This is a genomic window from Corynebacterium amycolatum SK46 (assembly GCF_000173655.1).
GTDB classification, from domain to species: Bacteria; Actinomycetota; Actinomycetes; order Mycobacteriales; family Mycobacteriaceae; genus Corynebacterium; species Corynebacterium amycolatum_A.
Genome location: NZ_ABZU01000013.1, coordinates 36,275 through 57,323, shown reverse-complemented (window position 1 = coordinate 57,323; position 21,049 = coordinate 36,275). Strand labels below are relative to the sequence as shown.

The following is a 21,049-nucleotide window of genomic DNA, read 5'->3' as shown; positions in this document are numbered from 1 at the left end:
TTTTGCTACTTAACCCCGTTTTATGCGTCCTGAACAGTCACTATCTTGAGAACCGGACACACTTTTTGCTTTATGACTGCTCATGCGTCGGCTACCGGTTCCAGAATTGAGAGACCGAGTAGCCATAACGGTATAGGGCTCTGCGCACGACTGGTAGTGATAGTCCGACCACGCTGGATGGGTCGCCACTAATGCCGTCAACAAACCAGCCGCCCAGGGCCTCCAGTGTGAACGCACCAGCGCACTCGAGCGGCTCTCCCGTTGCGGCGTAGGCGCGGATATCCTCTTCGGGGACTTTTGCGAAATCGAGGGAGGTAATTGCTACCTCGATGTGTTCGCCCTTTGGTGTGACGACACAGTGACCAGTAACTAGCTCGGCTGTCCGACCGCTCTGTTGGTGCCACCGCTCAATGGTTTTTCCTTCGGTGTGAGGCTTTCCCTGCAAGTGTCCGTCGAGAAGCAGCATTGAATCCCCGCCAATGACGATATCGTTGGGGTATTCCGGGGCGACGGCGTGTGCCTTGGCCTGTGCGAGCTGTTCAACGATGCGTACCGACGTTGCGTCTGGCAGTGCTGCGATAAGAGAGTCCTCGTTGACGTTGGGCGCTACCGTGAGGGGCTCAATGCCCGCAGTGCGCAGGATGTGCAGGCGCGAGGGCGAGGTGGAAGCCAGGACAATGCGGGGGCTGCTCATGGCTTTTGATTTTAATGAGGGGAATCATAAAAGCCTAATTTTTATGGCAAACATGCATGGGGCAAACATGCATGGGGTGTGACTGATTGTAAGAATGTGGGCGTTTCAGTGACGGTCCACCCGCGAAGTGACGGTCCATCCGTGAAGAATGTATAATAAACTTGACATAAGGTTAAAGAAAGTTCACAGATGAGTGGGGAAAGCCGTTCGAACCAGGTCAGGAGATATCGCCGCTGGTTAGAGCTGAGCCAAGCGGACTTAGCTGCGCAGGTGGAGGTCTCGCGGCAAACAATCGCAAATATCGAGCGGGGAAATTACTCACCCTCGGTGTATTTGGCGTTGAGAATCTGCAGGGTGCTTGGAAAAACAGTCGAAGAAATCTTTGGCGAGGAAGGAAACTGACAATGTCCTACGCAGATGTCGTTATTGAACACAGCGATGCGACGGTGGACGATGAGTATCAGCGGATGTTGCTGCATAAGTCCTACACCTACGGGTTCACTATGACGATGTGGGCGAACTACGTGCTTGCAACTGTACTGATTTGGCTCATTCCAGAGCCGAAGATGGTGGGCGTGACGGTGGCAATCATCTTGATGCCGCTGGTAGGACTCCTGTTTTCGCAGCGGTGGTTAAGACGTCAAGTGCCAATGCCGAAAATTAATGGTCTTACAAGAGGCGAGATTGCCGCAGTCGTAGTCGTCATTGGACTGTGGCTGATTGGTTTTATCAGAGTGCAAATGCTCTCTGAGGCAAGCGCTGGCGGGGCACTATCGGAAACGTGGGGGTCCATCGCTGGCGCTGTGGGAGGCGCTGTTGTTGGCCTGGCTTTTGTCTATTTCCTGTTCAAAGTGGTGTGGCCAGCAGCTCGTAACCGCGATCAGCGCCGTCTCGATCGTGAGCTCGATGATGAGTGTGACGGAGATGCTGCAGGTGGTCAGGCCTAGAAGAACTGACCAGTACTAGGTGGACCGGACCTGTATTAGGTGCGATCGCGGCCTTGCACCGGTCCCTGCCACGATGGGCGTTGCGGAATCACAGCCGGAGCGCCCATTTCTGTTACCTGCACCGTTGCGCCGTATACCTCCTCGATTATGGCTTCTGTCAGAACTTCACCAGGGGTGCCAGAGCACACCAACTGGCCGGTGGCCAATAGCGCAATGCGGTCGCTGTACTGGCCGGCCAAGGTCAGATCGTGCACAGCCGCAATAACAGTCAACCCGGATTCGTGGCGGATATCGTCGACCAGTTCCATCACCTGTTGCGCCATGCCGATATCCAGGGCGGAAGTGGGTTCATCGAGAAGTAGAACCTCAGGTTCCTGCGCCAGAGCACGTGCCAATACTACTCGTTGGAGTTCGCCGCCCGAGACGTCGTTAAGCGTGCGCTGCGCATAAGTCGCGAGATTCAGACGAGCCATCACTGCGTCGACGACCCCGCCGTCGCGACCGCGATACGGAGTGCGACCGAGAGCGATGTAGTCGCGGATTCGTAGCCCCTCCGGGATGATTGGGCGTTGTGGCATGAGCGCGACTCTTTGAGCGAGCTTGCGGCGTGGAGTATTTCGCGGGCGAATACCCGCAATCTCGATATCACCACGGCAACGGTTGAGCCCGGCGATGCAGTGCAGCAGGGTGGATTTGCCGCAACCGTTCGGGCCGATAAGGCTTAGCCACTCGCCCTTGTGGGCCGACAGCGAAATGTCTCGCAGCGATGGGTCGTCGGCGCCGGGGTAGCGGAATTCGACGTGCTGACAGTTCAGCAAAAGTGTCATGAGCGTCCCCTCGACTTGCCATATCGGCGCAGTAGAAAGAGGAAAAACGGTCCACCAATTGCAGCCGTAACGACGCCTACCGGAACCTCGGCGGGGGCCAGTACAGTTCGGCCGACGATGTCCGCTAGCTGTAGGAACATCGCGCCGACAAGAACGACTAGGGGCAGCAATAGTCGGTGCCCGGGGCCGACGAGAAGCCGCAAAGTGTGTGGCACGATGATTCCCACAAAACCGATCAGTCCGGACACGCTCACCGCAGCGGCGGTAATCAGAGTGGCAGCGCAGACCATCGCCACGCGCACAAGCTCCACATTCAGCCCGAGCGACGCCGCCTCGGAATCCCCGACGCTCAGCACATCAAGGCTGCGTGACGACGCGACGATGACACACACGCCCAGTGCAATCGGTAGTGCCACTGTAAGTACGGATTTCCACGTCGCGGTACCGAGTTGACCGAGCATCCAGCCGTATACCTGTCGGAGGGAATCTTCGTTGCGCTGCAGTAGAAACTGCTGCATAGCGTTGGCAAAGGCAGCTACCGCCACACCTGCCAAGATGACAGTAACTGGGGAGGAACGGTCACCGAGCGATGTGCCTGCAACGTAAGTGACCGCTACTGCGAGAACGCCTCCGAGGAAGCCGACCAACGGGATTGCTGCGGCAGCCACGCCGAAGAGGATTGCGACCGTCACTGTCAGGGAGGCTCCGGAAGAGATGCCGAGAAGGTATGGGTCCGCCAGTGGATTGCGGAACACAGCTTGGTAAGCGGCACCGGCTGTGGCCAGCGCCGCGCCGACTAGTGCAGCCATCACTACGCGGGGAAGTCTCACATTAAAGAGGATTGCCGACTGCCGAGCAGTCAGCGCAGCCGCATCCCCGCCGATGAGGCCACCAGAGAGCGCGTGAAAGACACCCGCTATCGGCAGGGGCGCGGCACCGATGAACACACCCAGCACAAGTGTTGCCGCTAAGGCAATTGCGGTAAGGACAATAGGCACGGTGCCTTTGGGAATGAATGACAACAATTTCTCGCTACTGGGTCGCTACTGTGACTCTAAAGTGTCGCTACTGAGCCGGGGCCGGCACCTGCTGGTACGACTTCAACGCCTCGGCAATGTCCTGGATAAGCTGTGGAAGCCGCGGACCCCAACGGCTGGCTAGATTCGGATCCAGCGGAATGATCTGCTTGTTCTTTACCGCAGCAATCTCGTTCCAGCCAGGTCGAGAGGCAACGTCTTCCTCAGTCACGCCGCCGGCATCACCATGGTCGGCTAGGAAAATGAAATCCGGGTTTGCCTGAATAATTGCCTCATTTGTCAGCTGCGGATAATCATCACCCGGCCCAGCGACGGATTTCAGGCCAAATAACGAGTACGCTTGTCCGATGAACGTGGCATCGCCGGCGCTGTATAGCGTCGAATCCGCTTCGTGGAAGTAACTCAGCCCCGCATCCCGAATCTCCGGGTCAACACTGTCGACAGTGGCCTCAATCTCTTTCTTCATTCGGCCAACCAGTTTCTGCGCATCATCCGCATGGCCGGTACTCTCACCAACCTGCTCAATCTGGTCGTATGCCTGCTCAAAAGTTGTGGCAGCGGGAAGGAGCAGCAACTCAATGTCGACAGCATCCAGTGCCGCGCCCAAGCCGTTGGCATCGACGCTGGCAATCACCAAATCCGGATCTTCTGCAATCACGGCTTCTGGGTTGGGGGTAAAGCCACTGAAGTCACGGCGTGGAGCGTTCTCCGGGACGTCGGAAAACGAGTCGACAGCAACAACTTGGTCGCCCGCGCCAATCTCATAGAGCGTCTCGGTAGCAGTGGGGGACAGAGAGACGATTCGCTTAGCGACGCTTCCCGAACCTCCAGCCGATTTATCCGAGGGGGTTTCGGCGGCATCGTCGGTGGGAGCACAGCCGACGAGGAACAGTATCAGTGCGCATAATCCAGCGGAAAGTGACTTAGTGTTCATAGCCTTAAATACTAGCGTTGACGATTAAAGCGCCACCATCGGAAAACCCGATGATGGCGCTTCGCACTAGCAGATTGGCGCAGCTAGCGTACGGTAACGACTACGCGGTAAGCAGTAGCTGTACTAGTAGAAATGGACGTTGCGGAACGTGCCCGGCACGTACTGGTGCGGCTGGTTGAAGCCCTCTTCCAGCCGACCCCAGTCGTTGCGGGGACCACGATCCTCTGAGGCGCCGCCGGCTGCTGCCATACCTGCGAACAAAAGCGCGAGCGTGGCGGTTTCAGCGTCAGACGGGTTGCCCTTGAGAACGGACATGAACGGTGCAGCCGGGGCTGCAGCGGCATCCTTGCCTTCGGTTGCTGGGGTGTTCGTGGAATCGGTCACAGCGGAATGTTCCCATGCTTCTTGGCGGGTACGTTAACAACCTTGCGATCCAGCAGACGCAGACCCTCGATGATTTGGCCACGGGTCTCGCTCGGCGGGATAACGGCGTCGATGAAGCCGCGCTCAGCAGCCATGTACGGGTTGACCAGAGTGGCCTCGTACTCTGCCTCGTACTCCTTCTGCAGTGCGACGACATCCTTGCCCTCGGCCGCAGCGGCCTTGAGCTCCTTGCGGTAGATGAAGCCGACAGCGCCGGAAGCACCCATGACCGCAATCTGAGCGGTAGGCCATGCCAGGTTGATGTCAGCGCCCATGTCCTTGGAGCCCATCACACAGTAAGCTCCGCCGTAAGCCTTACGGGTGATGACCGTGATCTTCGGAACGGTTGCCTCAGCGTACGCGTACAGCAGCTTGGCGCCACGGCGGATGATGCCGTCGAACTCTTGGTTGGTGCCCGGCAGGAAGCCTGGAACGTCAACCAGCATGATGATCGGAATGTTGAAGGCGTCACAGGTGCGGACGAAGCGAGCCGCCTTCTCGGATGCCTTGATATCGAGGCAGCCAGCGAACTGAATCGGCTGGTTGGCGACGAAACCGACCGAGCGACCCTCGACGCGACCGAAGCCGATGACCACGTTCTGTGCGTAGTCCTCCTGAATCTCCAGGAAGTCCTCGTCGTCGACCAGACGGGTGATGACGTCCTTGATGTCGTACGGCTGGTTGGGGGAGTCCGGAATCAGCGTGTCGAGCTCGAGATCAGACTCAGTGATGTTGTCAGCGATGGCGCCCTCGAACGGCTCAGCCTCCATGCGAGGAGCCTCAGCGCGGTTGTTGGACGGCAGGTAGCTGACCAATTCTTGAACGAAAGTCAGAGCGTCTTCGTCATCAGCAGCGGTGTAGTGCGAAGTACCTGAGGTGCTCATGTGAGTACCAGCGCCACCCAGTTCTTCCTGTGTGACCTCTTCGCCAGTGACGGTCTTAATAACGTCCGGGCCGGTGATGAACATTTTGGAAGTGCCATCGACCATGACAATGAAGTCGGTCAGAGCCGGGGAGTAGACGTGGCCACCAGCGCAGGCTCCCATAATCAGGGAGATCTGTGGGATAACGCCAGAAGCCTGGGTGTTTCGGAAGAAGATCTGGGAGTAGAGGCCGAGGGACACAACGCCCTCCTGGATGCGGGCGCCCGCACCCTCGTTGATGCCGATAATTGGGACACCGGTCTTGAAGGCCAGATCCATGATCTTGACAATCTTTTCACCGTAGACTTCACCGAGCGCGCCACCGAAGATGGCGCCGTCCTGCGAGAAGACACAGACCTGGCGGCCATCGATGGTGCCGTAGCCTGTTACAACACCGTCAGTCACAGGGCGCTTGGCGTCGAGGCCGAAGTTCTTGGAGCGGTGACGTGCGAGAGCGTCAACCTCCACGAACGAGCCCTCGTCCAAGAGGAACTCGATGCGCTCACGAGCGGTCATCTTGCCCTTGTCGTGGACGCGGTCAATACCGGCCTGGCCCATTGGGGCCTGGGTTTCTGCGAGGCGGGCTCGCAGATCGGCCAGTTTTCCAGCAGTAGTGGTCAAATCCGGGGTTTCACCGGTTGATGTATTTGCGGCAGTCGTCATGCCAACTAGTTTACGTTTCGAAAACGGGGGGAGGTAGTTGGGGGCAATCGCTGTTAACAAAAGTAGGGGTAATGACTAGCTCGTCGTACAGCAAAAAGCCTGCTCTCACAGCGGAATATTGCCGTGCTTGCGCGCAGGCCACGGTACTTTCTTTGAAGTTAGCAGGCGCAGATTTTTTATCACCCGAGTTCGTGTCTCGGAGGGGAGGATGACTTCATCAATTAACCCCCGTTCGGCGGCACGATAAGGCGTGAGCATGTGTTGCTCGTACCCCATTTCCAGTTCAGCAATGAGTTCTTTCACACTCTCGGGAGTGCCAAATCGATCGGCCGCTGGGTTTGCTGCGAGAGCTGCTTCGGTGGCGGTTCGAATCTCGCCGCGGTGGAGGAAGCGTACTGCACCAGAGGCGCCCATCACGGCGATCTGTGCCGTCGGCCAAGCCAGATTTACATCCGCGCCGAGCCCCTTTGATCCCATCACGCAATACGCGCCGCCATAGGCTTTGCGCATGGTGACGGTGATTTTAGGAACGGTTGCTTCTGCATACGCATAGAGCAATTTGGCGCCACGGCGCAGAATTCCCTGGTGTTCTTGATTCGAACCGGGGAGAAAGCCCGGTACGTCTACGAGAAAGACAAGTGGAATGTTGAAACAATCGCAGGTTCGGACGAATCGAGCAGCCTTCTCCGCTGCATCGATATCTAGGCAGCCCGCAAATTCCATGGGCTGATTAGCGACAAACCCAACAGATTGACCGTTGAGACGGCCAAGGCCAATCACGACATTGGCTGCCCGGTTTTCCTGGATTTCCAGGAACTCCGCATCGTCGCAAAGCGTGTAGATAACTTCATGTACGTCGTACGGCGTGGATGGGCTGTCGGGAATCAGGCTGTCAAGGGTGCGATCGGTGTCGGTGATTTCGTCACTGGCATCGGAAGCCCAGCTGGGCGCGGGGGAAGTTGTGTTGTTGGGGAGGTAGTCGAGCAAATCGCAGACCCAGTCGAGTCCATCCTGCTCGCTAGTGGCGGTGTAGTGGGAGTTTCCGGCGATCTCCATATGAGTGTCGGCGCCGCCGAGCTCGTGCTGGCTGATTTTTTCGCCAGTGACTGTTTCAATTACGTCAGGGCCGGTGACGAACATACGGGAGCTTTCCTCCACCATGACAACGAAGTCCGTCAGCGCTGGGGAGTAGGCATTTCCGCCCGCACAGGCACCAAAAATGACTGAAATCTGCGGAATGACGCCGCTGGCGCGAACGTTGTGGTGGAACGTCTGGGCAATAAAGTCCAGTGAGACTGCGCCATCTTGGATGCGGGCGCCGGCACCTTCGTACATGCCGATAAGGGGGCGGCCGGTAGTGATGGCAAGCTCCTGAATCTTGACCATCTTTTCGCCGTAGACCTCTCCGAGTGCACCACCGAAGATTGTGCCGTCTTGAGAGAAGATGCAGACCTCACGGCCGTCTATGGTTCCCCAGCCGGTGATAATTCCGTCGGTCACGGGACGTTTGGCTTCCATTCCAAATGCGGTAGTGCGGTGGCGGGCTAGCGCATCGAATTCGACAAAAGATCCTTCGTCCAGCAGATAGTCAATGCGCTCGCGGGCATTCATGCGCTCAGTCAGTTTGAGCTTGTCGTAGCCTCGCGACCCCATTGGAGTCAGTGCAGCAGTGCGTCGGCGTAGAAGGTCTTCATTGAGAAAAGCGGTGGTGTGTTGCTCCGCCGCCAAACGTGAGGAAATAGTCATGTTATGGAATGTAGTGTTTGAGAAGGAAAATAGTAAAGCAGGCGAGCTGTGATGATTCTCACGCTGTCGAGCCCTTGAGAACGGCCACGACTCAGTGAATCCGGCCATGGCGCTAGACTGCTGTGCATGACCGACCCCAGAATTGTTGCTTCCCGCAAGCCTCTTGATGCCACGCGTGTACGCGCAGCCGCGCTGGGCTGGAGTTCCATTGAGGTTGTCGAAACCACTGGTTCGACCAATGCCGATCTTCGGAAGCAGGCGGCACTGGGGCAGGTGACAGACCTCAGTGCGCTCATCGCCTCGGAGCAGACCGCAGGTCGCGGTCGACTGAGTCGTAGTTGGACGGCCCCGAAGGGTGCGTCCATTGCACTCAGCGCGCTGCTGCGCCCGGAAGGGCTCGCACCGGAGCAACTGGGTCTGTTGCCGTTAGTTGCGGGCCTCGCAGTTGTCGATGCTGTCGTGGAAGTTGCGGGTCTTGCGCCTGAACGCGTTTCCCTGAAGTGGCCGAACGATGTCCTGGTTGACGGTCGTAAGCTCTGCGGAATTCTGGTGGAGGCCGCGTCGCTGACACCGCCAACTCTCATTCCGGGAATCGGCATCAACGTTTCTCTGCAGGAAGATGAGTTGCCGGTGCCACACGCCATTTCGCTATACCTGGCGGGAGCGGAAAACCTCGACCGCGACGACATCTCCGCTGGTGTGCTGCGTGTGCTGGGACGTCGTCAAGCGCAGTGGCGAAAGGGCGATGCTGAGCTGCTGCGGGACTACGAGGCGGTGTGCGCGACCATCGGATCGAACGTGCGCGTGGAGTTATCGGGGGATCGCGTGCTGGTGGGCAAGGCGGTTGGTGTGTGTGCCGACGGCGAATTGATCGTCACCGATGAAGCTGGCACAAGCCACTTTGTTGCGGCCGGTGACGTGTTCCATGTTCGTGCCACTGACGGCGGCTATGCGTCCTCGCAGACTGATTCGGAGCGGAGGTAGTGTTGTATGGCCTTTCCCGATGATGAGTTGGACACGCGCGAGGCAATTCTGCTGGACACTAATCCAACCTTTGGTCGGCTGGTGTGGCCGCTCTTGGAGCTCATGGTTATCACCGGCGTCTGCTGGTTGCTGATTGGTTTTATCGACGGCCCTGCGATTGCTCCGGGAGATTTACAAGGTGTGCGTCAGCTGCTGCTCTTCGCGTGGCTGGGGCTTATTCTCTGGCGCGTTGTTCGTCCGGTACTAAGTTGGCTGGGGGAGCGGTTTGTACTGACTGATAGGCGAATTATTCTGCGCCGTGGCATTCTGCGCCCGCAGATGGTCTCGATTGATCTGCGTTCGGTGCGTGCGGTCAATCGCAAGGGCGGCGTGCTGTATCTGCAGACCCGCAGTTTCGGCCCGCCGCTGGCTGTGGAAGATATTCCCAGCTCCCGCAAGGTGGCTAAGTTGGTCTCCCGGTTGACTTAGAATTTTGGGTCATAACCTACAATCAGGGGTGTGATTGCTTCGGATACCCCTGAAAACTCCACTAATTCCACTTCTGATTCCGCTGCAGCGCTAACTGCTGCACAGCATCCCGCGCATGCTGATGGTGTGCCGGTTGTGGCGGTGATTGGTGACGGTCAGCTGGCTCGCATGATGCAGACTGAGGCCATTGAGCTGGGACAGTCCATCCGTTTGCTCGCCGGTTCCCCGGATGCTTCCGCGGCGCAGGTGTGTGCGGACGTTATCATCGGCGACTACCACGTCTGGGAGGACGTTGAGCGCGCTGTCGCCGGTGCGCAGGCCGTGACTTTCGACCATGAGCACGTTCCCACCGAATTCCTCAACAAGCTGACCGAGATGGGCTACTCGGTTCAGCCTCAGCCGTCGGCGTTGCTGTACGCGCAGGATAAGCTGCTGATGCGCCAGCGCCTGGAGGAACTGGGCGCGCCGGTACCTGCCTACGCTGCTATTGAGTCCGTCCAGGATGCCGAGACTTTCTTCGACCGCGTTGACGGCGCCGTCTGCCTGAAGGCCCGCCGTGGCGGTTACGACGGTCACGGCGTGTGGTTCCCGAGGACCGCGAGAATCTGCGCACGCTTGTCGACGAGCTGTTGGGCAAAGACGTGCCGCTGATGGCCGAGCGGAAGGTCGCGCTGGTTCGCGAGCTGTCGGCCATGTGTGCGCGCACACCGTCGGGGGAGGTCAAGGCCTGGCCGGTCCTCGAGTCCGTGCAGCGTGACGGCATCTGTGTCGAGGCCATCTGCCCGGCGCCGGGACTTTCCGACGAGCTTGCGAGCGCGGCCGAAAAGCTCAGCGTGGCCATCGCTTCCGAGTTGGGGGTAACCGGTGCGCTGGCAGTCGAGCTTTTTGAGACCGTCGATGCCGACGGCAATCCGGAGATTTTCGTCAACGAGTTGGCTATGCGCCCACACAACACTGGCCATTGGTCTCAGGACGGCTGTGAGACCAGCCAGTTTGAGCAGCACCTGCGTGCGGTCGCTGATCTGCCTCTGGGGTCCACTCGTCCGACTGCGCCGGTTACAGTGATGGTCAATACTCTTGGCGGCGAAGAGGCCTCGGATGTGCCGATTGCTCAGCGCTTCGCGGAGGTGTGGCGTCGCTTCCCATCGGTAAAGATTCACTGGTACGGGAAGGATTGGCGTCCGGGACGTAAGCTTGGCCACGTCAACCTGTGCGGTTACGACGCGAGCCCGGAAGGTATCGCGGAGACTCGTCGAATTGCCAACCTTGCCGCTGGCTACATTGTCGACGGTGTCTGGACAGACGGCGATCCGGCTAACGACGCTTAAGCACTTAGGCTGTTTCGCTGAGGCAGTTTCTACTCATCTCTCGCTCATATCTCGAAGGAGACAACATTGGCTGAAGCAAACCAGGTGGCAAGCCCGAAGCTGGCCAACGCAACCGGTCCGTTGGTTGGCCTGATTATGGGGTCGGACTCGGATTGGCCGACCATGGAGCCGGCAGCTGAAGTCCTGGCTGAGTTCGGAATTCCGTTTGAGGTAGGCGTGGTCTCTGCGCACCGCACTCCGGAACGCATGATTGACTACGCAAAGTCGGCCGCTGACAAGGGTCTGCGCTGCATCATTGCTGGCGCCGGTGGCGCTGCGCACCTGCCGGGCATGGTTGCGTCCGCCACTCCGCTGCCGGTTATCGGTGTGCCACGTGCGCTGGAGAATCTAGAGGGCATCGACTCACTGCTGTCAATTGTTCAGATGCCGGGCGGCGTTCCTGTGGCAACCGTCGGCGTGGGCGGCGCTAAGAACGCAGGCCTGCTGGCTGTGCGTATCCTCTCGGCTGGTTACCCCGAGCTCATTGTGGCGATGGAGAATTACCAGGCCAACATGCGTGATGAGGTCCTGGTAAAGGATGAGCGTCTACGCAAGAAGTTGATGGGCGAGTAGGGCATCGAGCCAGCCCCCGAACTACCCGCGCATATGAACTGCGGGGTAGTGGAACGTGTCCGGATCGGCGGTCTCCCAGGCTTCGGCCCAGTTGTGGAAGCGAGTGCCGCTCAGCAGCTCGCCTGGCTGGAGCCAGTTGTAGAGCTCGGCGTAGGACTCGCCGACCTGCTCGCTTGTACGGCGTAGAAGGTGGGTCGGTCCTAACTCGGAGAAGCTCTTCAGTCCCATAGATGCCAACAGGTTAGCTGCCTCCTTAACCGTGGCGTTGTGGTAATTGGCCACACGCTGGCCCTTGTCGTCGACATCCAGGGCCTTCCATAGCTTTGGATCCTGGGTAGCCACGCCCACCGGGCAAGTGTTGGTGTGGCACAGCTGAGACTGAATACACCCCGTGGCCATCATCATTCCGCGGGCCGAATTCACAAAGTCAGCGCCGATACACATGCGCTTAACAATGTCGAAGCCAGTAATGACCTTGCCGGACGCACCCAGCTTGATGCGATCGCGCAGACCGGCACCGACGAGCGCGTTGTGGACCAAAATCAGGCCGTCGGTTAGCGGCAGGCCAACACGGTCGGAGTATTCCAGCGGTGCAGCGCCGGTGCCGCCTTCAGCGCCGTCGACGATGATGAAGTCCGGTGTGATGTTTTCCTCCAGCATGGCCTTGCACACAGCGAGGAATTCGAGCTGGGAGCCGACGCACAGCTTGAAACCGACTGGCTTGCCTCCGTTGAGCTCACGCATGGTGCCCATAAACCGGACAAGTTCACGCGGGGTGGAGTAGACGTGGTGGTACGGCGGGCTCATCACGCCCTTGCCAACTGGTACGTGGCGGGTAGCCGCAATCTCCTCATTGACCTTGTGACCCGGCAGCATGCCACCGAGACCCGGCTTTGCACCCTGGCTAACCTTCAGATACGTTGCCTTGACCTGCGGAATCTTAGCCTTCTCGCGGAAGAGCTCGGGGTCGAAATCGCCATCTTCGGTACGAGCACCGAAGTAGCCGGAACCCAGCTGCCAATAAATGTCCGCACCGTACTTCAAGTGGTACGGGCTGATGGCACCCTCGCCAGTGTCCTGAACAAAATTGCCCAGCTTCGCGCCCTTGTTCATCGCCATGACAGCATTCGGGGACAGCGAGCCAAAACTCATGGCCGAGATATTAAAGATCGATGCTGAATACGGCTGGGTGCAGTCCGGGCCTCCGATGTCTACACGTGGATCTTCGATGATGTGCGGGTTCGGAGCCATGGAGTGGCGGACGTACTCGTAGCCGGGCGCGTTAATCTTTCGCTCAGTACCGAAGGACTTTTTCGAGGACAGCCCCTTCGCACGCTCGTAGACCACGGTACGGGTATCGCGGTCGAACGGAGCGCCGTCGAAATTGCGCTCGATGAAGTACTGCTGCATCTCAGGGCGAATGGTCTCACCCATGTAGCGCAGATGGCCGATGACCGGGAAGTTCCGCAAGATGGAGTGCTTCTTTTGAAGCATGTCATAGACAGCCACAACATCCAGGAAGAGGATGAAGGCCATCAGAATCCACCACCATGGGCTCAGATCCCATACAGCCAGTGCGCCCAAGACGTTGATAAGGGCGAGAATCGCAAGAATATATGGTCGGGTAATCACGGTTTCCAGGTTATCGCGACTACCTAGCGTGCTTCTCGACGGACCGGCCGCGATTAAATCACACGGGCTTTTTCGGCCGTAGAAATAGCAGCGACACGCTCGCTATCGCCACCGCGCACGACGACGGCAGCACCTCCACGAACCCAAGCCGACAGCACATTACGTGCCCATTTATCTGCGATGACCTGTGAAGAATCAGGCATCAGCCAGCCGTCGGAAACGACGCGGGAACCGGGCGTGAGCTGCATCTCATCCGCGTAGTCTCCAGCCGACGAAAGCAGATTAGCAGCGGACTTTTCCCCAATAACGGGGGTTTGGTCGGAGTCCGGGCCCGCGCCTAGATATGCGTCTGGGTGGAAACGAACTTCCGGACCGAAGTCAATGACTCCCGGTGGAATATCATCACCGCATTCCACGACACCGCGGCCAAAGGGGTCGTCGGTAAGCACTGCGATGTAGGCATCTGGGAACTTCTCTTCCCACGTGCTGACGTTGCTGACAGTGGTGAATACGACCAGCGGCTCTTCATCGCTAACGGTGACGCCAGCACGCTCGCAGCCCAGGATGATGCAGGCGGACTGCCAGATCAACGGCAAATCAATCCATACTTGGTCTCCGGCGACGAGGTCGAACTCATCGTGCAGCATGTTGGCGATCTTGCTGGCCCAGTTGTCCAGGGTTTGGGCCGACAAATCGGTACGACCGCCGGTAGTTTCGTCATAACAGGTCAAACGAGGCACGGACGGGTCGGCCTCGAGAAGTGTCTTCAGAATCTCCACGCCTCCAAGGGTAACGAGATTCTCTCCAGGCCGTCGGGAAGAGTTACCTAACTCAACAGCAGGGTGAACAACAGGACCGTCGGCAAGCAGGCGATTGTCGTAATCACGCCGCAATCGCGCGCCTGTTCAAGGTTCCGGCCGAAGCGGGAGGCGAAGGTGTAGACGTTTTGAGCTGTCGGCAGGCCGGCGATAATCACAGCTGCCAGCAGCGCATGCCCGCTGAGACCAAAGACGAAATGGCCGAACAGCAGAGCCAGCGTGGGGTGCAGGAAAAGCTTCAGCGTAGATGCCACCACGACGGCGCGACGAGGGGAGCGACCGGCTTCCATAAACGGCATGCCATGCAGGCTGATACCGAAGGCCAGAAGCGCCATTGGCACCGCGGCCTGCCCCAATAGCCCCACTGGATGCGCTACGAACTGAGGTACTTCGATAGCAAACGCATTAACCGCAAGCCCCACCATCGCCGCCAGAAAGATCGGGTTCTTCAGCGGTGCCATGATGACATTGCGTGGTCGGAAATGACCGCGGTTAGTGAGGATTTCCAGCACGGTCATGGAAGCGGGCGCATAGAAGGCAATTTGAAAGATAAGGGCTGGGACGACGGCGGTAGCGTCGTGAAGCACTGCGACTGCGATGGGCACGCCGAGATTAGCGACGTTGTTGTAACTCGATGACATCGCGCCGACCACAGCATCGGCGCCGCGCTGTTTGAACATGGGCGCCACAAAAATCCGGTAGAACGCCGCCGTGCCAAGCGCCGACAGTGCCGCGACACCAAACGCCGAACCGAAGATGCTCGCCGAATCCGCCGTCGCGAGAGTGTGCGCGAGCATGCACGGCATCGCGATCCAGAACACGACCATGTTCAGGGTAAAAGATGCCCGCTTATCGACGATCTCACTGCGCCCAAACAACCAGCCAACAATGATCAGTACTGCGACGGAACCAAAGCCGGTGAATATTTCGGTGAGAGCAGGCATAAGTGCATATTTTAGACATTAAAAAACGGACCCAATCCAATCCCCTCGGTGGGGAAGGACTGAGTCCGCTTTACGCTGTTATCGCATGTATCGTCATGCGGCCAGCGCGTAAATAAGGCCTTTCGGCGGGTGTTCGAATGATCGGCTCCCGCCGACCAGCCATCTTTAGCGGCTGGTGAACGGCAGGAGTGCCATCTCTCGGGCGTTCTTCACAGCGGTAGCGACCTGGCGCTGCTGCTGCGGAGTCAGACCGGTGACGCGGCGGGAACGAATCTTGCCGCGGTCAGAGATGAACTGGCGGAGCAGGTTAATGTCCTTGTAATCAACCTTCTCAACGCCTGCGGCCTTGAGCGGGTTCTTCTTCGGGCGGCGGGACTGCTCCATCCGCGCCTTCTTGTTAGAGTGATTGCGCTTCATTGGTGCTCCTCGACTTACCAGCTGGACTTACGGACGCCCGGGAGTTCGCCACGGTGGGCCATCTCACGAACGCGGACACGGGACAGACCGAACTTGCGGAGGTAGCCGCGCGGGCGACCATCTGCAGCGTCACGGTTGCGGACGCGAATCGGGGACGCGTCACGCGGCTGACGGTTCAGCTCGTACTGTGCGTCCATGCGCTCTTCGTCAGTGGAGTGCGGGGACTTGATGATGCGCTTCAGTTCAGCGCGACGTTCTGCATAACGAGCGACGATTTCCTTGCGCTGCTCGTTCTTGGCAATCTTGGACTTCTTAGCCATGAATTAGCGCTCCTCGCGGAATTCGACGTGCTTGCGGACAACCGGATCGTACTTCTTAATGGTGATACGGTCCGGGGTGTTGCGCTTGTTCTTACGGGTCACGTAGGTGTAACCGGTGCCCGCAGTGGACTTCAGCTTGATGATTGGACGAATGTCATTACGTGCCATTTTTTAGATCTTCTCCCCACGTGCACGAATCTGAGCAACAACAGCCTCGATACCGTACTTGTCGATGGTCTTCAGACCCTTCGGGGACACATTCAGAGTGATGTGACGCCCCTCAGAGGCGAGGTAGAACTTCTTACGCTGCACGTTGGGGTTCCAACGGCGCGATGTGCGCCGATGGGAGTGGGACACGGTCTTGCCGAAAGACGGCTTGCGTCCCGTAACCTGGCAAATCGCCGACATAGGGATTCCTTTGCTTCCTTGCCGCCCAATGCCGACATCACTGGTGCGCCACGCCGGATTATTGAATAACCGAGGATTCCGCCTGGTCTTTTCCGGGGCGCTGCCCACTGACACTCGACGCTGAGCGCGTAAACGAATAACTAGACAACAGCGAGAGAACAGTTTACACACGAGTTGCGGGATAACCTAATCGCTGTTCCACTGTGGTTTTCTCGGCGCTACTCTCGAGTGTCGTTATAGGGTTCATGCTTGTCGACGGGCGTTAGTGCAGGGCCCTTTTTTAATTTTCGGGCTTGAGCCTGTAATATTCCATCGAGTGTCACATGCCGGTTTGTAGAAGTATTGAGCTGGTGCGTGTCATTGTAAGTCGTGTTCGTACCCAACTCAGGCACGATTCTCTCACTCTTAGCTGGGGGAAAGCGACCTGAAGTTCAATCCTGAGGGAAACGAGAATTAATGAAGAAGGACATCCATCCTGATTACCACCCGGTGGTTTTCAAGGACGCAGGCACGGGTCACTCTTTCCTTACCCGTTCCACCGCCACCTCCGACCGCACTGTCGAGTGGGAAGACGGTAACGAGTACCCGCTGATCGTCGTTGACGTCACCAGCGAGTCGCACCCGTTCTGGACCGGTGCTCAGCGTGTCATGGACACCGCTGGTCGCGTCGAGAAGTTCCAGCGCCGTTACGGTAACCGCATTCGCCGCGCGAAGAAGAACTAAGAATAGGAGGGGAATAAGAAAATGGCAGTACCAAAGCGTCGCATGTCGCGTGCTAACACCCGCGCTCGCCGTTCCCAGTGGAAGAGCAACAACGTCGCTCTCCAGGAAGTCAAGGTAAACGGCCGCGTCTACAACGTTCCTCGTCGCATCGCCAAGGCTGTTCAGCTCGGCCTGGTTGACGTCGAGAAGTTCTAACGCGCATCTTTTAGGATGCTGACAACGTTCCTCGCTGAACCACAGAGCGCTTCGAGCGCCCAGAGTGCGTTCAGTGTGTAAGGAACAGTTGATAAAGAGCTTTTAAACCTCACCCCATCGCCTGTACTTGGCGATGGGGTGAGGTTTTTCTAGTTCTATGGCCGGGTTTTATGGGAGCTCTCTCACGAAGAATCTGTGTCACATTTACACTCGCCTTATATTTTCAAGGCACAATGGGCAGTATGAAGATTTTGGTAGTTGATGACGATCAAGCGGTACGCGAAGCGTTGCGGCGATCGTTGACTTTTAATGGCTACACGGTCGAGCTCGCCGAGGATGGCGCAGAGGCCTTGGAAAAGATTGCCAAGGATCGTCCGGATTTGGCCATTTTGGATGTCATGATGCCGAAGCTCGACGGTCTGGATGTTTGCCGTCGGCTGCGCAGCGAAGGCGATGATCTGCCGGTCATGATGTTGACTGCACGTGATTCAGTCTCCGAGCGCGTAGCTGGTCTTGATGCCGGCGCAGATGACTACCTGCCCAAGCCGTTCGCATTGGAAGAGCTGCTCGCTCGTGTCCGTTCGCTACTTCGTCGGTCTGCTCTGGAAGTGCCTGCGATGGAAGATGCCGCAACTCTGCAGTTTGAGGATCTCTCCCTGGATCCGGAAACTCGTGAGGTCTTCCGCGGTGAACGCCGCATTAGTCTCACTCGTACAGAGTTTGCGCTGCTGGAGTTGCTGATGAGCAACCCGCGGCGTGTACTCTCTCGTACCGCCATCTTGGAGGATGTCTGGGGCTATGACTTCCCGACGTCCGGCAATGCGCTGGAGGTCTACATTGGCTACCTGCGTCGCAAGACGGAGGCAGAGGGCGAGCCGCGTCTGATTCACACCGTTCGTGGTGTCGGTTATGTGATGCGGGAGACCGCACCGTGATGTTGCGCCGTCGTCGTTCGACCGGCGGTGGCGTGCAATCAAATCAGCGTTCTGCCACGGAGACCAATCCGGGGCAAGGTACCGTCGGTAAGCAAGAGAAGTCCGCGAATGCTGCGACGATGGCAGGGGAATCGCTTCCCGGCCTGCCACGGAGCTCGCGTATCCCTTCGCTGCGTTGGCGGCTGACAATTCTGACGGCGCTCATTGTGGCGATGTCGGTGGGGCTGATGACGCTGGCTGCGTTTTTTACTGTGCAGGCAGCGCTGTACCGCGAGGTGGACAGTAACCTCCGTAGCCAGGCCGAAAAGCTGCTGATGTCACCGTACGCTTCGGAGTTTGCCATTGGCCCCTCCTTTGAAGCGGACTCAAACAGGATTCTGAACCCCGATTTGGACGCGGTGTACTTTGCCCACGGCAGTGTGGCGGGCAAAGGCGGTGGCTCAATCTCTATTGGTGGCCCCGAACTTGCGGTGTTGCGGGGGAATCGACAGGAGTCGATTCGCACCGATGAGTACAACGGCCGTCGTGTGTACGCCGTCCGCTCTGAAGACGGTGCGACGCTGATCCTCTCGCAGGACTTGAGTTCGACACAGTCGGTCTTGAAAGCGCTCAGTGCAGTGCTGCTGAGTATCTCTGCTATCGGAATCCTCTTCGCAATCGGATCAGGTATTACGGTGGCAACAACGGGTCTGCGTCCGGTCACTCGGCTGCGCATCGCCGCGGAACGAGTGACGGAAACCGACGAGCTGCGCCCAATCCCTGTGGAGGGTGACGATGAGCTTGCACGCTTTACCCGCAGCTTCAATGAGATGTTGGCCGCACTTCAAGCGTCGCGCATTAAGCAGGCAGAGCTGGTTGCAGATGCTGGTCATGAGTTGAAGACTCCGCTGACGTCGTTACGCACAAATATTGAACTGCTGATGATGGCCTCCCGTTCGGGAGCGGCAATCTCGGATGAGGATCGCGCGGATCTGGAAGCTGACGTCATCGCACAGCTGGAAGAGCTGTCGACGTTGGTCGGTGACCTGGTTGATCTGGCGCGCGAAGATGGCCCGCAACAGGTTATTGAGCATGTCGATGTCGACGAAATCATTTCTACGTCGCTGGCGCGTGTTGAGCGTCGTCGTCCGGATATTACTTTCGATGTGCAGACAGCTCCGTGGTATGTCTACGGGGATTCGGCGGGTCTTGGTCGCGCAGTTTTGAACTTGATGGACAATGCTGCAAAGTGGTCGCCAGAAAATGGCACCGTGCGGGTTCGTCTGACACCGCTCAGCGAGGTTGTCGCTGAATTCACGGTGGCGGACTCGGGGCCAGGTATTCCGAAGGAAGATCGAGACAAGGTATTCGAGCGTTTCTACCGCTCCATTCAGTCACGTTCGATGCCTGGATCCGGCCTGGGCTTGGCCATTGTGAAGTCGGTCATCGTCCGCCACGGGGGCACGATTACTGCCGATGAGTCCGATGATGGCGGTGCCTTGATGCGAGTGACTCTGCCGGGCAGTCCCCACAGCGGAAAAGGTGAAGACTCCGATTCCGCTCAAGAGCCTAGCTAGAAACGCATAACCCCACGTCAAAGCTGAGTAATCCCCGCTGTGCGCGGCCTTTTAAGGAAGTGTGTGGCGGGGATTCGGTGTTTCATTCGGGGAATTATCGGCGAGACCGCAGACTGCTCTCAGCCAATTGTTAGACAGACAGTGCAAGGTATTACGTATGAGCAACTCTTTCAACGATTCCTCGCGAGGAGATGAGCGGGGACATTACTCCTCGCAATCTCACAACTTCAGCGAGAACCGTGCCATGGGGGATGCTGGTGAGACGAACCAGTTTTCTGTCAATGAGCACGGCTGGGAGAATTCCCACTACAACACCATCCCGTCTCAGCCGAACGGCGCTTATGGAGGCGGTTCAGAGTGGGACGTTGCAGCCAATCAGCCGAAGACCAAGGGGGCCCAGGGGGCTAAGGGCATGGGGGCGCTGGCAGTCGCTGCCTTGATGCTGTGCTCGGCCGGTATTGGTGGCGGTGTCGGCGCATGGGTAGTTCACAACTCACAGTCGTCGGCCCCCGCGGACAACGCGCTGGATAAGCCTGCGGAAACCCGCCAGGTAGCAGCAGCTGAGGGATCCGTGGAGAAGGTCGCGCAGAAAGTCCTTCCCAGTGTCGTCTCCATCACCACTGCTTCGGAGCGGGGCACGGCGTCGGGGTCAGGTTCCATTCTGTCGTCCGACGGCCTGGTGCTGACGAATAACCACGTTGTCGCAGGCGCGGGTCCGGACGCACATATGGAAGTCCTGCTTTCCGACGGCACCACGCACCCGGCAACTCTGGTTGCAGGAGATGCGGCTACGGATATTGCCGTTATTCGAATTGAAGGTGTTAACGGGCTGCGCCCAATCTCGCTGGGCAACTCCTCGCAGGTTCAGGTTGGCCAGGAAGTGGTGGCCGTTGGTTCGCCACTGGGACTGACCTCCACTGTTACACAGGGCATTGTCTCTGCTAAGAACCGTCCGGTGACCGCCGCTGGTGAAGACGGTCAGTCCTCGGTCATTGATGCAATCCAGACCGATGCGGCGATTAATCCGGGTAACTCCGGCGGAGCGCTTGTGGATATGGAAGGCAACCTCATCGGTGTGCCCAGCGTGATTGCCTCTAACAGTGAGGCGTCGGAGCAGGCGGGCAGCATTGGCCTTGGTTTCGCAATTCCGGTTAATCAGGCTCGTCGCATAGCGGAAGACCTGATCGACTCCGGTAAGGCACGGATGCCTGTCATTGGTGCCCAGATCGATTCGCGTCCGATTGCACGTGGTGCACTGGTGCGAGAAGTAACGCCAGGCGGCCCAGCTGATAAAGCAGGGCTGAAAGACGGTGACCTGATTACCAAGGTTGATGACCGCACACTTGACAACGGCGTTGCACTAATTGCGGCTATCCGGTCGCATCGGATCGGGGATTCTGTCACACTTACAGTTACAGATGAGCGAGGCGGCAACGAGCGAACGGTCGATGTCACCTTGGCAGAAGCCCAGGATTGATAGGCAGCGTGGTGGAGTGAGTACCTCACCATCTGTAG

The 21,049-nt window shown here is 58.2% G+C and carries 24 protein-coding genes and 1 pseudogene; 11 read left to right on the top strand and 14 right to left on the bottom strand.

All coding sequences use genetic code 11. The features are described 5' to 3' along the window. Nucleotides 1–91 precede the first annotated feature (91 nt). A complete protein-coding gene (locus CORAM0001_RS08645) occupies nt 92–694 on the bottom strand; it encodes a Maf family protein (RefSeq protein ID WP_040361725.1) in 603 nt (200 codons plus the stop codon). Between the two features lie 189 nt (nt 695–883). Here CORAM0001_RS08645 and CORAM0001_RS08640 point away from each other — a divergent pair, with 189 nt between their 5' ends. Both CORAM0001_RS08640 and CORAM0001_RS08635 read left to right on the top strand, forming a co-directional pair. Continuing rightward, the gene (locus CORAM0001_RS08640; RefSeq protein WP_040361723.1) at nt 884–1,096 is read left to right on the top strand and encodes a helix-turn-helix transcriptional regulator; all 213 of its coding nucleotides are present in this window, start codon (nt 884–886) and stop codon (nt 1,094–1,096) included. A 2-nt stretch (nt 1,097–1,098) separates the two neighbouring features. Next, nucleotides 1,099–1,641, top strand: coding sequence for a hypothetical protein (locus CORAM0001_RS08635; RefSeq protein WP_005511406.1), 543 nt, complete (start codon nt 1,099–1,101; stop codon nt 1,639–1,641). A gap of 35 nt (nt 1,642–1,676) precedes the next feature. Here CORAM0001_RS08635 and CORAM0001_RS08630 read toward each other — a convergent pair whose 3' ends face one another. The 6 genes from CORAM0001_RS08630 to CORAM0001_RS08605 form a co-directional block, all read right to left on the bottom strand. Beyond that, nucleotides 1,677–2,468, bottom strand: coding sequence for an ABC transporter ATP-binding protein (locus tag CORAM0001_RS08630; RefSeq protein ID WP_005511435.1), 792 nt, complete (start codon nt 2,466–2,468; stop codon nt 1,677–1,679). Next, entirely contained in the window at nt 2,465–3,466 is a 1,002-nt protein-coding gene (locus tag CORAM0001_RS08625; protein WP_244262042.1) for a FecCD family ABC transporter permease, read from the bottom strand. The genes CORAM0001_RS08630 and CORAM0001_RS08625 overlap by 4 nt, the downstream gene beginning before the upstream one ends. 67 nt (nt 3,467–3,533) lie before the next feature. Then, complete coding sequence (locus CORAM0001_RS08620; protein WP_005511437.1) at nt 3,534–4,439, bottom strand: ABC transporter substrate-binding protein; 906 nt, start codon at nt 4,437–4,439, stop codon at nt 3,534–3,536. A 123-nt stretch (nt 4,440–4,562) separates the two neighbouring features. Next, on the bottom strand, nt 4,563–4,823 hold the full coding sequence (locus tag CORAM0001_RS08615; protein WP_005511381.1) for an acyl-CoA carboxylase epsilon subunit: 261 nt from the start codon (nt 4,821–4,823) through the stop codon (nt 4,563–4,565). After that, nucleotides 4,820–6,448 (bottom strand): acyl-CoA carboxylase subunit beta, encoded by a 1,629-nt coding sequence (locus tag CORAM0001_RS08610; RefSeq protein WP_005511398.1) that lies wholly within the window; start codon nt 6,446–6,448, stop codon nt 4,820–4,822. The genes CORAM0001_RS08615 and CORAM0001_RS08610 overlap by 4 nt, the downstream gene beginning before the upstream one ends. Before the next feature lie 105 nt (nt 6,449–6,553). Next, the gene (locus CORAM0001_RS08605; protein ID WP_005511386.1) at nt 6,554–8,194 is read right to left on the bottom strand and encodes an acyl-CoA carboxylase subunit beta; all 1,641 of its coding nucleotides are present in this window, start codon (nt 8,192–8,194) and stop codon (nt 6,554–6,556) included. Between the two features lie 126 nt (nt 8,195–8,320). Between CORAM0001_RS08605 and CORAM0001_RS08600 the strand changes: the two genes are divergently transcribed. The 4 genes and pseudogenes from CORAM0001_RS08600 to purE all read left to right on the top strand — a co-directional run bounded on the left by CORAM0001_RS08600 (nt 8,321) and on the right by purE (nt 11,586). Further along, a complete protein-coding gene (locus CORAM0001_RS08600) occupies nt 8,321–9,178 on the top strand; it encodes a biotin--[acetyl-CoA-carboxylase] ligase (RefSeq protein WP_005511424.1) in 858 nt (285 codons plus the stop codon). 6 nt (nt 9,179–9,184) lie between these two features. Further along, nucleotides 9,185–9,646: a YdbT family protein gene (locus tag CORAM0001_RS08595; protein WP_005511422.1), complete on the top strand. Its 462-nt coding sequence runs from the start codon at nt 9,185–9,187 to the stop codon at nt 9,644–9,646. Between the two features lie 168 nt (nt 9,647–9,814). Next, nucleotides 9,815–10,974, top strand: a pseudogene (locus CORAM0001_RS08590) (5-(carboxyamino)imidazole ribonucleotide synthase). A 135-nt stretch (nt 10,975–11,109) separates the two neighbouring features. Beyond that, nucleotides 11,110–11,586 carry a 5-(carboxyamino)imidazole ribonucleotide mutase gene (gene purE / locus CORAM0001_RS08585; protein WP_040361729.1) on the top strand — a complete coding sequence of 159 codons (477 nt, stop codon included), beginning with the start codon at nt 11,110–11,112 and terminating at the stop codon, nt 11,584–11,586. A 21-nt stretch (nt 11,587–11,607) separates the two neighbouring features. On the opposite strand, the gene CORAM0001_RS08580 is transcribed toward purE, so the two are convergent. From CORAM0001_RS08580 to rpmB, 7 genes are all read right to left on the bottom strand, one after another. Next, a complete protein-coding gene (locus CORAM0001_RS08580) occupies nt 11,608–13,218 on the bottom strand; it encodes an FMN-binding glutamate synthase family protein (protein WP_005511412.1) in 1,611 nt (536 codons plus the stop codon). Between the two features lie 53 nt (nt 13,219–13,271). Then, nucleotides 13,272–13,997 (bottom strand): TIGR03089 family protein, encoded by a 726-nt coding sequence (locus CORAM0001_RS08575; protein WP_005511430.1) that lies wholly within the window; start codon nt 13,995–13,997, stop codon nt 13,272–13,274. A gap of 47 nt (nt 13,998–14,044) precedes the next feature. Next, nucleotides 14,045–14,980 carry an AEC family transporter gene (locus CORAM0001_RS08570; protein WP_005511407.1) on the bottom strand — a complete coding sequence of 312 codons (936 nt, stop codon included), beginning with the start codon at nt 14,978–14,980 and terminating at the stop codon, nt 14,045–14,047. Nucleotides 14,981–15,145: 165 nt separating this feature from the next. Continuing rightward, nucleotides 15,146–15,397, bottom strand: coding sequence for a 30S ribosomal protein S18 (gene rpsR / locus CORAM0001_RS08565; RefSeq protein ID WP_005511410.1), 252 nt, complete (start codon nt 15,395–15,397; stop codon nt 15,146–15,148). Nucleotides 15,398–15,411: 14 nt separating this feature from the next. Next, nucleotides 15,412–15,717: a 30S ribosomal protein S14 gene (gene rpsN, locus CORAM0001_RS08560; protein ID WP_005511414.1), complete on the bottom strand. Its 306-nt coding sequence runs from the start codon at nt 15,715–15,717 to the stop codon at nt 15,412–15,414. A gap of 3 nt (nt 15,718–15,720) precedes the next feature. After that, on the bottom strand, nt 15,721–15,885 hold the full coding sequence (rpmG, locus tag CORAM0001_RS08555) for a 50S ribosomal protein L33 (protein ID WP_005511413.1): 165 nt from the start codon (nt 15,883–15,885) through the stop codon (nt 15,721–15,723). 3 nt (nt 15,886–15,888) lie between these two features. Beyond that, nucleotides 15,889–16,125, bottom strand: coding sequence for a 50S ribosomal protein L28 (gene rpmB, locus CORAM0001_RS08550; RefSeq protein ID WP_016423274.1), 237 nt, complete (start codon nt 16,123–16,125; stop codon nt 15,889–15,891). A gap of 456 nt (nt 16,126–16,581) precedes the next feature. Between rpmB and CORAM0001_RS08545 the strand changes: the two genes are divergently transcribed. The 5 genes from CORAM0001_RS08545 (at nt 16,582) to CORAM0001_RS08525 (ending at nt 21,011) form a co-directional block, all read left to right on the top strand. Then, the gene (locus CORAM0001_RS08545) at nt 16,582–16,848 is read left to right on the top strand and encodes a type B 50S ribosomal protein L31 (RefSeq protein ID WP_005511390.1); all 267 of its coding nucleotides are present in this window, start codon (nt 16,582–16,584) and stop codon (nt 16,846–16,848) included. Between the two features lie 21 nt (nt 16,849–16,869). Beyond that, entirely contained in the window at nt 16,870–17,043 is a 174-nt protein-coding gene (gene rpmF, locus CORAM0001_RS08540; RefSeq protein WP_005511439.1) for a 50S ribosomal protein L32, read from the top strand. Between the two features lie 242 nt (nt 17,044–17,285). Further along, nucleotides 17,286–17,978 carry a response regulator transcription factor gene (locus tag CORAM0001_RS08535; protein WP_005511429.1) on the top strand — a complete coding sequence of 231 codons (693 nt, stop codon included), beginning with the start codon at nt 17,286–17,288 and terminating at the stop codon, nt 17,976–17,978. Further along, a complete protein-coding gene (locus tag CORAM0001_RS08530; RefSeq protein ID WP_005511402.1) occupies nt 17,978–19,534 on the top strand; it encodes a sensor histidine kinase in 1,557 nt (518 codons plus the stop codon). The genes CORAM0001_RS08535 and CORAM0001_RS08530 overlap by 1 nt, the downstream gene beginning before the upstream one ends. Before the next feature lie 157 nt (nt 19,535–19,691). Next, entirely contained in the window at nt 19,692–21,011 is a 1,320-nt protein-coding gene (locus CORAM0001_RS08525; protein ID WP_005511409.1) for a S1C family serine protease, read from the top strand. Nucleotides 21,012–21,049: the final 38 nt, after the last annotated feature.